This window comes from Streptomyces sp. NPDC029674, from assembly GCF_044903205.1.
In the GTDB taxonomy this organism is placed as follows: Bacteria; Actinomycetota; Actinomycetes; order Streptomycetales; family Streptomycetaceae; genus Streptomyces.
Genome location: NZ_JBJDPY010000037.1, coordinates 18,182 through 30,039, shown reverse-complemented (window position 1 = coordinate 30,039; position 11,858 = coordinate 18,182). Strand labels below are relative to the sequence as shown.

At 67.0% G+C, this 11,858-nt stretch carries 11 protein-coding genes and 1 pseudogene; 5 read left to right on the top strand and 7 right to left on the bottom strand.

Annotated elements, in window-relative coordinates; genetic code table 11:
• The coding region (locus tag ACI2L3_RS39855) for a hypothetical protein (protein WP_404757378.1) at positions 1-276 on the bottom strand (276 nt) is incomplete at its 3' end.
• A gap of 637 nt (positions 277-913) precedes the next feature.
• Here ACI2L3_RS39855 and ACI2L3_RS39850 point away from each other — a divergent pair.
• Positions 914-1,135 carry a DUF6207 family protein gene (locus tag ACI2L3_RS39850; RefSeq protein ID WP_404757377.1) on the top strand — a complete coding sequence of 74 codons (222 nt, stop codon included), beginning with the start codon at positions 914-916 and terminating at the stop codon, positions 1,133-1,135.
• Between the two features lie 359 nt (positions 1,136-1,494).
• Here ACI2L3_RS39850 and ACI2L3_RS39845 read toward each other — a convergent pair whose 3' ends face one another.
• The 3 genes from ACI2L3_RS39845 to ACI2L3_RS39835 form a co-directional block, all read right to left on the bottom strand.
• Positions 1,495-2,553, bottom strand: a complete 1,059-nt coding sequence (locus ACI2L3_RS39845; protein WP_404757376.1) for a hypothetical protein — start codon at positions 2,551-2,553, stop codon at positions 1,495-1,497.
• Positions 2,554-2,563: 10 nt separating this feature from the next.
• Positions 2,564-3,364, bottom strand: coding sequence for an XRE family transcriptional regulator (locus ACI2L3_RS39840; protein WP_404757375.1), 801 nt, complete (start codon positions 3,362-3,364; stop codon positions 2,564-2,566).
• Between the two features lie 89 nt (positions 3,365-3,453).
• Positions 3,454-3,684 carry a hypothetical protein gene (locus ACI2L3_RS39835; protein ID WP_404757374.1) on the bottom strand — a complete coding sequence of 77 codons (231 nt, stop codon included), beginning with the start codon at positions 3,682-3,684 and terminating at the stop codon, positions 3,454-3,456.
• Between the two features lie 635 nt (positions 3,685-4,319).
• Here ACI2L3_RS39835 and ACI2L3_RS39830 point away from each other — a divergent pair.
• Positions 4,320-4,682, top strand: coding sequence for a hypothetical protein (locus tag ACI2L3_RS39830; RefSeq protein ID WP_404757373.1), 363 nt, complete (start codon positions 4,320-4,322; stop codon positions 4,680-4,682).
• Positions 4,679-5,349 (top strand): annotated as a pseudogene (locus ACI2L3_RS39825) (nucleotidyl transferase AbiEii/AbiGii toxin family protein). Before ACI2L3_RS39830 ends, ACI2L3_RS39825 begins: the two are co-directional and overlap by 4 nt.
• Positions 5,350-5,830: 481 nt before the next feature.
• On the opposite strand, the gene ACI2L3_RS39820 reads toward ACI2L3_RS39825, so the two are convergent.
• The 3 genes from ACI2L3_RS39820 to ACI2L3_RS39810 all read right to left on the bottom strand — a co-directional run bounded on the left by ACI2L3_RS39820 (position 5,831) and on the right by ACI2L3_RS39810 (position 10,671).
• Positions 5,831-6,016 carry a hypothetical protein gene (locus tag ACI2L3_RS39820; protein ID WP_404757372.1) on the bottom strand — a complete coding sequence of 62 codons (186 nt, stop codon included), beginning with the start codon at positions 6,014-6,016 and terminating at the stop codon, positions 5,831-5,833.
• 361 nt (positions 6,017-6,377) lie between these two features.
• Complete coding sequence (locus tag ACI2L3_RS39815) at positions 6,378-9,527, bottom strand: RHS repeat-associated core domain-containing protein (RefSeq protein ID WP_404757371.1); 3,150 nt, start codon at positions 9,525-9,527, stop codon at positions 6,378-6,380.
• A 472-nt stretch (positions 9,528-9,999) separates the two neighbouring features.
• Positions 10,000-10,671 (bottom strand): HNH endonuclease family protein, encoded by a 672-nt coding sequence (locus ACI2L3_RS39810; protein ID WP_404757370.1) that lies wholly within the window; start codon positions 10,669-10,671, stop codon positions 10,000-10,002.
• A gap of 160 nt (positions 10,672-10,831) precedes the next feature.
• On the opposite strand from ACI2L3_RS39810, the gene ACI2L3_RS39805 reads away from it, so the two are divergent.
• Together ACI2L3_RS39805 and ACI2L3_RS39800 are read left to right on the top strand one after the other, a co-directional pair.
• Positions 10,832-11,071, top strand: a complete 240-nt coding sequence (locus ACI2L3_RS39805) for a hypothetical protein (RefSeq protein WP_404757369.1) — start codon at positions 10,832-10,834, stop codon at positions 11,069-11,071.
• 129 nt (positions 11,072-11,200) lie between these two features.
• On the top strand, positions 11,201-11,830 hold the full coding sequence (locus ACI2L3_RS39800; protein ID WP_404757368.1) for a hypothetical protein: 630 nt from the start codon (positions 11,201-11,203) through the stop codon (positions 11,828-11,830).
• Positions 11,831-11,858: the final 28 nt, after the last annotated feature.

The following is an 11,858-nucleotide window of genomic DNA, read 5'->3' as shown; positions in this document are numbered from 1 at the left end:
TCGGTAGGGATAGCAGTACAGCGTGTAGTACCCGGTGATCTGCTTGCAGATCCCGTTGTTGAACGCGCCCTGCCACCTCTTCTTGGCAGCCCGGGTGTACGGGTGGCTGGGCTTGTGGTGGTGCCGCCCGCCTTGCTTGATGTGCGCGCGCCCGAACTTCGCATTTCCCGCCCGCAGGATGGGGTCCTCCCCGCCCGGGGAGGACAACGCGTGGAAGCTGGTGTCTACGAGTTTAGCGGCGCCGCTGCCGTCCCTGATGGGGCCAGGACTGGCCATGGCGGCAGTAGCAGCGAGGATGCAGGCTGCGACAGCCCCAGGAACGGCAAGGAACCTTCGGTCTAACAAAGTTGACTCCCCATTCTAGAACGTGTGTTCGCCGAATCCTGCCCAACCACCTCACCTCCAACCCTGTCGAACCGTCGCTTTTCGGGCACTCATTTCGCCACAGAACTCCCAACTGGCAGCGACTCGCCAGTTCCACGGAGGAGCTGGCAAGTCAGGACGGCAACAGGCACCCGCGACCAGGACCAGGATGACTTCGAGGCCCGCGGTGCCCGTCGTCGCAGAAGGCACCCTCCGCCAGCCGCTACGAGTCGAGGCCCGCTGCCCGCCGACCGCGGCAACAGTGGCCGGGGCCGCGGGGCGGAGCACCAGGGAAGTCCTACTCTTTGCTGTCACCGCCACCACCCGAAGTGGCTGCGGAGCGGTGCACGGAACACCCACGCGTCATCAGCCGCCAACCGGGGCGGCCAGGGCCTCACCGGACGATCCGTGCACTACTCCGGGAGATTCAGTCGGCGTCGGGCCGCTGGCCCACAAGCTAAGCGAGCAGCTCGATGAGCTGGATTCCCCGGACGAGTGAAGACCCGGGCTGCTGCGAACTGCGGCGCCTGCGAAGCACGTCTGCCGCGGTATGACCTCTCGCCCCGCTCACCTGTCTGTCCCTGGCCTGGCCCAGATCATCGTGGAATCCGCGGACGCGGAGACCGCGCTTGCCGTGGCCTACCGCCTGATCGCGCGGCACAATCTGACCGGCCCCTCAGACCTGTACCGGGTGCCTGGCGAGGACGGCGTCCGTGTACGGATGTACGGCGACGCGGTGCCTCTCGTCCACGAGGAGCACGGCGAGCTGTGACAGCGGGCGGCCCGTACGCCTGGCGGGTCCAGCCCCGGCCGACCCTCATCCGGGCCCGGCAGCAGCGGGACACCATCCATCTGCCCCACCGCCCTGGCCTGACCAGCACCACCTCCCCAAGCGGTCTACCCCGCGGGCACGGATTGTGGCTGTCGGCGCACACCCAGCACGGGGCCACCGCCGATCATCTGGTGGTGCGCCTGGCGCAGTACCGCAAGGGGCCCGTACACGCTGTGCGTGTACGGGCCCACTGATCGAGCGCCGGGCAGGCCTTGCACCTGCATTTCCCCGCAGGAAGCAGGGCGTCTTTCCTTGGACCACCAACGCATCACCGGGCGCCGCGTGTTGTGGCGACCAGTTCAAGATCTACTGTATCGGACAGCGGGCCGGGGTGGCGACATCAGGTGGGGGCTGGGTGTGAAGGCGGAGGGGGCAGGAGACCGGGCCAGGGCGGCTCGTGCGCGGAAGCGTTTGAGGTAGTAGGCCATGGCGGTACCGTTCGTGCCGCCGGCGGCGGTCGCTTTTTCCCAGCAGACAGCGACCGCCTCCTTGAAGAACACCCGTGCCGAGGCTCTTTCATGGTCGTCGGTGGCGACTTTCACCAGCACGCCCTCGGGATCCTGTCTCCGCCCGGGGGCCGGGATGTGGCCGGTGGCACAGCCGCTCCGGTTGGGCAGTTCCTCGGCCGGCACGGTCTCGATGGTGTCCGGGCGGTCGCTCAAGGACGCCGCGACGATGACCAGTTGCTCAACGAACTCGGGGTCCAGCACCGGGAACTCGAGGTCGGGGTGTTGGTTGTAGCTGGCGGTCACAGAGGCGGCGACGAATTCGATGACGGCCTGGGCTGCCTGCGTGCGCGGGATCGTGCGGCTGAGCCGGCTCAGGACACGTAGGAGGGTGGCCAGGCTGGTGTCGGCAGTCATCACCTGGTAGGCCGGGGCCTGGTCGTCGGTGTCGATGGTGCCGCCCTCTTGTGGGGAGTGAGTGCTGGCCTGGTCCTGCCACAGCGCAGCGGCGTATGCGTCACCACAGGCGAGGTGTTGCAGGTAGAGGCAGTAGGAGGCAGCGGGGACATCGCCGGCGCCAGCGGCGTACTGCCACCAGAAGCGGGCACCGGCGTCGGCGCCCGCGAGCTGCAGGGTGCACCCGAGGATCCAGGCAGTCCGCGGTTGAGGGACTTGTTCGGTGAGGAAGTCGACGAACTGTTCGATGGTGCAGTGGGCGACGACCGCTTCGCACAGGGCGGTAAGGCTCTGTGCGGCGCGGTCGTCGGCCAGTTCGGGTCCGTCGTCGTCCCGCAGCAGGAAGCCCTCGGTGAGCCGGGTGTAATCCAGGTCGTCGTGACCGACGACGTCGGAGGGGACGTGAGGCTGGTGCAGCAGCAGCGACTGGGCGAGGAGGGCGTCGACGGTGCTCATAGCGGGGAGATCACTCCTGGGAGTCGGATGCGGGGCGCAGCTGGTCCAGGGCCCCTCGGGCGTGATGGTCCAGGGTGTGGGTGATGGCCGGCGGCAGGCCCACGATGCCCGGCACGGCGTGGTCGGGAATGCCGCACAGGTAGCGCAGGACGGTGACGTCCATCTGATCGGGCGGCAGGCGGGTGATCGTGTCGAAGAACTGTGCGAGGACGTCGATGCGGTACAGACGCTCGGCGAGGTCGGGGATGTCGGCCTGGGCGACGGTGGAGAACGCGGCTGCCCGCAGGTCGGGGCGGCCGTCCTGCCGCCGGGGGGCGAGGGCGAGCACCGTGCGGCGCAGCAACTGCCAGGCGTGCCGGGGTGTGTCAGGCGTGGCGGTCGCTTCGTCCCAGGTGAGCCAGAGAAGGTCGAAAGTCCGTGCGACGACCTTGCGGGCGCGCCGCTCGGACTGCAGGAAGGCCTGCGCGTAGGCGGTGTAGGGCCGCCACATGGCCTGGGTGAAGCCGCGGTGGGCGACGGGCTGGGCCTCCGGGGTGAACGGCGGGACCTCACTGATCCGGCTCTTGATCCAGCCGGTGTCCTTGCCGGCTTCTTCGGCAGCGGCGGCCCACAGGCGCAGCAGCGGGCTGACGGGGATGTCCAGGGCGCGTATGACGCTGTAGGTGATGGCCCAGCCGGGGTAGTAGTCCTTGCCGCGCAGGAGTTCGGAGAGCCGGGTTTTGGAGTAGCCGGAGCGGCTGACGAGGGCGTCGAGGGTCAGGCCGCTGGAGACGAGCCGGTTACGGACCGGTACCAGCCACGTCCTGTGCATGTCCCCCGCTGTCTCGCTGATCGGGCCCGGTGGGCGTCCGAGGCGACTGGGGGGCTCTCCTGCGGGCTGGGCGGGCACCTGAGGCGGCTTCACCGGGACGGCCCCTCAAGCTGAGGCGGAACGGCGGCCGCCTCTGCTGCCGACGTCGCGTTTGGCTGCGTCCCCGTGCAGCCGAACGCGAAAACGATCTGCTGAACCAGGAGTCCCAGCGAGGGCAACAGTGCAGCCACGGCTGCGAGATGCCCTAGCACGGTCATCACCGTGCTCCACATGAGGACCGCAGCCAGCACGGCCATGGCCATCACCTGCTTGCTTGTCATCGCACCTTCCCTACGGCTTCAGGATCTGGAAAGGCTCCCCCGGCACGGTGCTCAAGCGCGCCGGAGGAGTTGGACGACAGCATGGTGCGCCGGGCGCACACCACTCAACGTGATCATGGAGTTACGGAACAATGGCCTCGGGGCCCACCCGGGTCTCGTGCCGTGAACTACCAGTGACACCGACAAATTGCGGCTAATTGAACGCTTTTGGCGACTAAAACGTGCTTCTCATTGCGGCGCCGCCGGGATGGCGCACCATGGAGGACGGACGCCTCCCTGGGCGTTCGCACCTTCCGGTCTGGAAGGCCGTGCGGATCCCTTGTGCTCAAGAACCAACCGAAGGGGGCCGCCCCGCTTCCGTCCAGCTACCCACGCGCTGGGCGGAAGCGGCCCTCCCCGCGACGGCGCCGTCCAGTGACGATGCGCGGGGAAGCACCAGTGGTCGCTTACCCGAAGTCGCCTGCACAGGCCGTCGGAGTACCCGACCCGCCATCGCCTCCTTTCCGCGGCAGTGCAGCTGAAATGCTCCCTGAGCTATCCGTGACGCCTGGAACCTCCCGGCCTGTTCAGCCGATGTGTTCCCCCGGCGGACGCTTGTGGTGACCACGAGAGCCGCTGCGGGAGATACTGGGGGCATGGCCCAGCAGTCCTTGTCCTTCCCCGTGCCGAACGCTTTCGATGTGCTGTGCGCGCAGTACGCCGAGCGGCTTCCCGCACGCCTGGAGGACCTGGCCGGACCCACCCACGGCAGTGTCGACCTGCCCTTGCATGTGGCCTGGTCGGGCCGGCGCTCCTACACCCTGGACCAGCCCCGCTCCCGGATGGGCCTGTACCGCACCGTCCTGGCCGAGGGCCAGCACCAGGACCTCATCGACTACCTGGACCGGGACCTGCTCATCGCGCAGTGGCCCGTGCTGTGCACCTTGATCAGCCGCCCGGCCCGCCACGCGTGGGAAGCCGCGTTCCCCGAGCTGGCCACGGCCACGGCGGCCGCGTGAACCTGAGTGCCCTGCACCGCCGGCTCCTGGCCGACGTCCTGGCCATCGGCACGCCCTACCCCCTGGTCATCACCGGCGGCTACGCCGTCCAGGCCCACGGCCTGGTCGACCGCCTCAGCCAGGACCTCGACGTGGCCACCGAAAACCCCGCCCCCATGGATGAGATCACTCGAACCGTTAGCAACGGCCTGCGCCAGCGTGGCTGAAGGGTCCGGCAGATCGAGACCAGCCCACTCTCTGGCCGGCTCATCGCCGCCGACCCCGCCACGGGCGAGGAGTGCGAGATCGACATCCTCAAGGAAGCCTTCTGGTCCCCGCCCACGGCAACCGAGCACGGCCAGTCCTGGCACTCGATGACGTAATCGGTACCAAGGTCCGCGCCCTGGCCGACCGCGGCGCGGTCCGCGACCTCATCGACGTCCACGCCGCCTCCCAGCACCACACCACCGCCGACCTCGAGACGCTCGGCCGCCGCCACGCCCGCTTCGAGTTCAGCCTCCACGACCTGCGCGACCGCCTCACCGGAGCCGAGTGGTGGGACGATGACGACTTCACCGCCTACGGCCTGGACCCCGACCAGGTGACCGCCCTGCGTACCTGGGCCCTGGCCTGGTCAAGTGACCTCGAGGCCCGCCTTCATGCCGATGAAGGCATGGGCGACAGCTGAGGCCCGAACGAGCCTGCATCCGCTCCGGCTCGGCAACCACCTGGGAGCGATACCGCACTCCTTTGCTCACTCCCCACGAGGGCGACTCCAAGGGCGTGGAGAAGGAACGGATCCGCCGTTCATCCACGGTTCTTGAAGTGGTAGAGGCAAATGACAGCGCCAGCGGCGAAGGCCCCCAGTATCAGTTCTGCTGGCGCATTGAGGGAAGGGACAATGATGCCCGCCGTAAGCAATTCAGCACCCCTTTCACCCGATGCTTGAGAGCTGTTCCCTTTCACCCGCTGCTCGGATCCCCCCCCAGTTCGTCGAGCAACTGGCTGCGGTTGGTCTCAGGGGCCGTCGAGCCAGCAGGCGAAGGTAGGGCGGGCGGGAGCGGGTCAGCCATGACCGCAGCGATGCCTCGCTGGCGCACCATCCTGGTCACTGCTCGACGGATGTACCTCGCTTCGCCGTAACCGCAGGCCGGGGCCTGGGTCGACAATCAGCTTCTGCTTTTCGCGGCCTGACGCCTGATCATCATGCTGCCGAGGAAGAGACCGAAGCCTGCGGCGGCCACACCCGCCCCCAACAGCCAGTAGTCGCTCTGAGCGATGCCTATGAATATAAAGAGAGCCCCGATGAGTGTTGCCAGAACGGTGAACACGATCAATTTCACTTCGGGTCTCACGGGGGTTCCCCTTTGGCCAGGTTAATAGGAGTGGCCGCGGGCTTCCCGCGGCCACTCCCGGTCAAGCGTCGCACATGGTGAAAACCGTGGCGTGCGCTCTACTCCACCCTCCTCAAGCCTGTCTCATCGCTGTCGAGAGCCCCGGAATCGCTGCACCCTCAGAACCAGGTAGGTCAACAGGGCGGCAGTGAACACGGCTAAAACGACAGTCCGAAGCGTGAACCAGAGCGGGCCGTCAAGGTCAACGTTCACCGCGAGTAGGTTTAGGAGAGTCGCGATGCCGAAACCACTCCAAGCCCAGTTCCTGGCTCTTATCTCCTTTGCGGACGGCTGAGAATGGGTGCCCATCGCGCCTTCCTTGTCAGTCCTGCAGATACGAGGCCGGGTTGTAGCATTCATTGAGGTCGTTCAGCTCGTCTTTCAACGAATTGTCCGTGTCGCTCAAAGTGGCGTCGATGTAACATCCGGCGGCCAGAAGGGGGACGCCACCCTTCTTCCAGAGCAGACCAGCCCTGGACTTGACGAACCTGCCGGCGGACTTGGCCCAATCCGGTACCGGCGGCGTCCAGAGCAGACCGCTGGGGTCGATGCGATTGACGGGGTCGCCGTCGGCGTAGAGGTATGGGTTCTTCTCTTGGCCGGAGGGGTCGGGGCTGTTGAAGCGGCCGACGTTGGGGTCGTAGTAGCGGGCCGCGAAGTGGTAGAGACCGGTCGGGTCCTGGTAGCCGCCGGCGAACCGGTAGGGCTGGGCGACCTTCTCGCTGGTCACGGCCCGAGTGACGCCGCGGGGGCTGTAGGAGTAATCGTTGACCTTTGCACCGGATTCGTCCGCCACCGCGACGACGGAGCCGAGTGCGTCGGTGAGGTAGAAGTACGTCTTCCCGTCCCGGGTCATGGAGTTGAGAGTGCCCCCGGGCTCGCGGTTGAAGCCCGTGTCCACGCCGGCAGTTGAGGTCGCCGACAGGCCGAGTGGCCCGTTGTGGAAGTAGGTGTCGCCCAGCTTGATGCGCTCACTCTGGTCCGTCGAGCCATAGCGGCCCTCGTAGGTGGTGCCGCCCACGGTGAGTGAGCTGAGCTGGCCGTGATCCGACCACTTCTCGCCTGTGCGGGTGCCCTCCGGCGTGGAGGCACCTGCAGTCTCGTTGCCTTCCGCGTCGTACGACCAGTTCGTGGAGGAGCCGTTCTTCGCGGTGATCTGCTGGGCGTCATTGATGGTGTAGGTGGTGCCGCGCGGGCAGCCCTCGGCGTTGCCCTGGCTGGTGAGGTTCCCGGCCAGGTCGTAGCAGTACTGCCAGGAGGAGTTGTGGGTGGAGCCCTTCTTCTCCTCGGCATAGGAGAAGCGCCCCGCGCCGTCGTAGATGTAGCTGGTCTTCATGCCCGTCACCGCGTCGGTCTTGGTGCGGATCTTGTCGCCGTCGGTCTTGGCGTCGGTGCCGTAGCCGTAGGTGTAGGTGAGGTCGACCAGGGTGCCCTTGCCGGAGGTCGCCTTGATCGTCTCTGGACGGCCGGACTTGTCGACGCCGACGGTCTGCACGGTGCCGCCGGGGTAGGCGGTCTGGGTGCGGACGTCGTTGTTGTTGTACTTGTACGTGGTGACCTTGCCCGCCGGGTCCTTGAACTCCTTGAGCTTGTTGACCTCGTTCCACGTGTAGTCGGTCTTGCCGGCCGGGTCCTGGTAGAAGTCGACGTTGCCCGCGGGCGTGTAGGCCAGCAGCGTCTGCGATCCGTCTTGCAGGGTGCGGATGGTTTCGCGCTGGAGCGGGTCGAACTGGTAGGTGATGGTGCCGGTGGAGTCGTCGCGCTGGCGCAGGTTGCCGTCACCGTCGTACCAGTAGCGGACCGTCCCGTTGGTGGTGGTGACCGTCTTGATGCGGTCGAGGTGGTCGTAGGTGAAGACCTTCTTCACCCCGCGGCCGTCGGTGAGGGTCTCGGTGCGGCCCAACTCGTCGTAGGTGTAGGTGGTCTGTCCCAGCGGTTTGGGCGGGGTGACCTTGGTGAGGTTGCCCTTGTCGTCGTAGGTGAAGGACGTCTTGACCGTCTTCGTGGACGACATCTTCGTCTGGGCCGTGCATCGCTGGCCCTCGAACCCGCCGCAGTCGGGGGTGGCGGGGTTGTAGGTGTAGGAGACGTGTCCGCCACCGGTGCCGGTCTGGGCCACCGACTTGGTGTTGCCGGCCGTGTCGTAGGTGAAGGAGGTCTTCTCGCCGTCGGCGTTCGTGGAGTCCTTGGGCTTGTCGCCGCCGGCGATCGTCTGCCAGCTGGTGACCGACTTCCCGCCGGTCGGCGACTTCATGGACTCGAGGTTGTTGCGGGTGCTGAAGCCGTAGTCGGTCACGTTGCCGGGGGTGGTGCCGGTGCCCATGGCGTCGGTGGCCGTGTCGACGTTGTGGTTCGCGTCGTACTTCGTGGACCGCTTGTGCCCGAGCGCGTCGGTGACCTCCTCGACCTGGCCGTCGCCGTCGTGCTTGTACTTCGTGGCGTGCTGCTCGGGGTCCGTGACGGTCGTCGTGCCGGCCGCTGCCGGCGACTCCGCACTGTACTTGTACGTCCAGGTGGGTCCGGTGTGGCCGGAGCCGTTGAAGTCGGTGGCGCGCAGCATCGAAGTTATGCGGTTGGCGCTGTCGTAGCTGAAGACCGTGACCCGGCCCTCGGCTGTGGTGATCTTGGTCAGGCGGTTGGAGGAGTCATAGCCGAAGGTGGTGGTCTTGCCTTCGGCGTCGGTGGTCTTGTGCAGGTTGCCGTCCGGGTCGAGGTCGAAGACGGCGGTGCGGCCGGAGTTGTCCTTGGCCTGCCACTGCGAGGCGTCGGTCTTGAGCAGATCGATCCAGCGGCCTGAGCGGGTCTCGGTCAGCTTGAAGCCCTTGTGCTCGTCGCCCTTGTCGTGCTGGGTGACGGTGATGGTGCCCTTGTTCTTGTCGGTGACCTTGGTCAGCGTGCCGTGCTCGTCGTAGGTGTCCTTGGTGTGCGACTTCCAGTTGGTGACGGTGTAGGTGCCGTCGGTGTTCTTCTTCAGCTCCTTGGAGTAGCCCTTGGGCGTGGTGAAGGAACCGTCCGCGGCCTTCTTGAACCGCAGGGTGTCGCCGGAGGCGTCGTAGAGCACCACCTCGTCGTCCAGGACCTGGAGGTAGCGCTCGTACTGCTGCCACCAGCGCTGGGAGACCTTGCCCCACGGCGCGTCCAGGGAGTTGTAGGTGCGCGCGAGGGTGAGCTGCTGGCCGACGCCGGCGATGGAGAAGTCGGTGGCGGTCAGCATCAGGTTGCCGGTGGAGAAGTTGATGCGGGCCGTCAGCGCGTCCGTGATCGCGAAGTTGCTGATCCGGTGCCACGGCACGTCGCCCTGGCCCTCAGGCACATGGGGCGGGATCTCGGCAAGGGCGACACGTGCCGCGGCCGCCTCACCGCCGCGGGCCCGCTCCTTCTGGTGGGCCCTCCACCGCGCGACCTCGTCAGAGGGCTTCGCCTCGGCCTGCGGCGTGGCCGGCTTGTTGGAGCCGACCTTCACCTCGGGCATCGTGAAGTTCGGGGCGTCCTTGCCCCATGCCGACCCCGGCTCATCGGCTGCAGCGATACCTGCGGCCGGCAGCAGGGACAGCGTCAGAGCACTGGCGGCCAGAGCCGCCGCTGTGGCATAGCTGGTTCTCTTACGGGCACGCGAAACACGCGCACCGACGGTGCGTGGTAACAAGGCTTCCCCCCACAGGAAGACACATCTCGCAGACCCCAGCGGTCACGAGGCGCACACAAGTTGCCACACAACGCCCACAGATCGCGCGGCGTTTCCCCGAACACCCGTGCTACACGGGGCGGAACTGGCCCCTCCTCTCAGCGGTTGAAACTGCCTCAAAAGCCGCAGATGTCTTTCCCTTAACGCCGTCGTTGCACCATGCGCAAACAGAAACATCCACAAGGTGACCGGATAGTTGCGGTCGGTCCTCGACCCCTGCGCCGGGCGTCAGCACCCGACGCAGGGATCCCTGGGGCGGTCAGCCGGCGGGCTCGTACTCCACCCTCTCCTGCCCGCACCCGGCAGCCAGCTTCCTCAGCGCCTGCCGCTCGGCCTTGTCCACGGCCAGGCCCCAGCGGAGCTTGGTCGCCACCCAGTCGGTGGTGTACGTACAGCGGGCGTCCGCCAGCGGGGGCTGCCACTCGGCCGGGTCCTGGTCGGACTTCGAGCGGTTGCTGCGCGCGGTGACGGCCACCAGGGACCGCTCGTCGCCGAGATCGTTGGCGTAGGCCTTGCGGCGCTCGGCGCTCCAGGTGCTGGCGCCGGAGTCCCAGGCCTCGGCGAGCGGCACCATGTGGTCGATGTCCAGGCCGCGGGGCTGGGTGAGGGTTTCGCCGTCGTAGTAGGAGTGCCACCGGCCGCCGGTGACCTTGCAGCCCGGGCCGATGGTCGGCGCGGTGCGGCTTTCGGCGATGAGGACCTCTTCGCGGGTGTTGCAGGAGTCTCGGTCTTCGTCGGTCCAGTGCTTGAACCGGGTGCGCTGGTATCCCTCCCGCGACTCCGCGGCTGTGGGCAGGGCGGCCACCGCCTGCTTGAGCGTCATCGGGAGCGCGTCCGGGCCGGCGTCGGCGGCCGAAGCCGGGGACATGGTGGTGAGGGGCAGGGCGAGGAAGGCTGCGGCCAGCGCCGCGCGCATACAGGTCTTGATCACAACCCGTTGATACCGAGGCCCGCCGGCCGCCGGGGTTGGTTCGGGTGGAACGTCACCCGCGCGAGCGCAAAGGTCGTACCGGCAGACTGCGGCGACAAGCGCGATGACACGACCAGCTCATCGAACAGGACGGACGGCACCCACCCTAAGATCCGTGTCCGTGGCCGAGATCTCCGATGAACTGATCAAGCTGGAATGTTCCTGTGAGGAAGCTCGAGCGAAGCTCGCGGGTCTCGTCGGCGACGAGTATCAGGCGCAGTGGCGCACCTGGTACGAGGCAGCGGCCGTCTTTCAGGCTGCCGTCACTGCGCATGCCAAGGAGACCGGTCAGCCGCGCCACGTGGTCGAGCAGGCGGTGAAGAGGGCAGTGCGGCACGCCGAGGAGGACCCGGCGGAGTAGCCCCGATGCATGGTGTTTCAGCCGGTATGAGCGCCGTGGATTCACGGTCTTGGAGGGGGTGTGACCTCCGCTCGTGGCGTCCGGGAGCGTCGTGAATAGGATCAAGCGAATGCGCGTCGGCTTCTAAGCATGGATTTGGGGGATGGGATGAGGGGCGCCATCAGGGTGGCGGTAGCCGCAGCGTTCACTGTTGTGATCGTTGGGTGCTCATCGAACGCTGACGGGAAGAAGGAGACGGGGAGGAACGACGGTGGTGGTACAGACTCCACAGCCTCCGCTCTGAAGTTCGCCAAGTTTTACCAGGAAGCGGTTAACGACGATGACTGGCAACGCGTTTGCCAGATGAGGACAGAGCGGTACCGCGACGGCACGGTCAAGCAGTGTGTCGCCGACAATGCAGAGCCTGCGGAGCCAACGCCTGCGGCGACCGAGGCATCTGATCCCCCGCCACTCGTACGAGCTGACGGCTCAACCATTCCGCCGAAACAAGAGCCCACGGACAGTGGACCGGACCGCGCCCAGCTTGGTCCCGTCAAGGTCAGTGGAGCCAAACCTGTCCCGGCCTTCGGCGATCACCCCGCTGGAACGGGCGTGATGGTCGAGTGGACCTACACCTGGCCCAACGAGTCAGGGGTCTCGAAGGACGTGCTCCGTCTGGTTCGGCGAGGCGACAAGTGGCTGGTCGACCAGATGGAAGAGGTTGCGGATTCAGACGAGGCGTACGGCGACCCCGTGAGGGATGCGTTGATGAGGAGTTGAGCGGGCGCGCCGTTCGCTGGCGCGCGGC

What these genes read in the sequence shown, in the direction of transcription:
- ACI2L3_RS39835 (WP_404757374.1), bottom strand. Translation starts at nt 3,684, where the DNA reads ATGACAAGCAAGCAGGTGATGGCCATGGCCGTGCTGGCTGCGGTCCTC.
- ACI2L3_RS39800 (WP_404757368.1), top strand. Translation starts at nt 11,201, where the DNA reads ATGGATTTGGGGGATGGGATGAGGGGCGCCATCAGGGTGGCGGTAGCC.
- ACI2L3_RS39830 (WP_404757373.1), top strand. Translation starts at nt 4,320, where the DNA reads ATGGCCCAGCAGTCCTTGTCCTTCCCCGTGCCGAACGCTTTCGATGTG.
- ACI2L3_RS39840 (WP_404757375.1), bottom strand. Translation starts at nt 3,364, where the DNA reads ATGCACAGGACGTGGCTGGTACCGGTCCGTAACCGGCTCGTCTCCAGC.
- ACI2L3_RS39850 (WP_404757377.1), top strand. Translation starts at nt 914, where the DNA reads ATGACCTCTCGCCCCGCTCACCTGTCTGTCCCTGGCCTGGCCCAGATC.
- ACI2L3_RS39845 (WP_404757376.1), bottom strand. Translation starts at nt 2,553, where the DNA reads ATGAGCACCGTCGACGCCCTCCTCGCCCAGTCGCTGCTGCTGCACCAG.
- ACI2L3_RS39815 (WP_404757371.1), bottom strand. Translation starts at nt 9,527, where the DNA reads ATGCCCGAGGTGAAGGTCGGCTCCAACAAGCCGGCCACGCCGCAGGCC.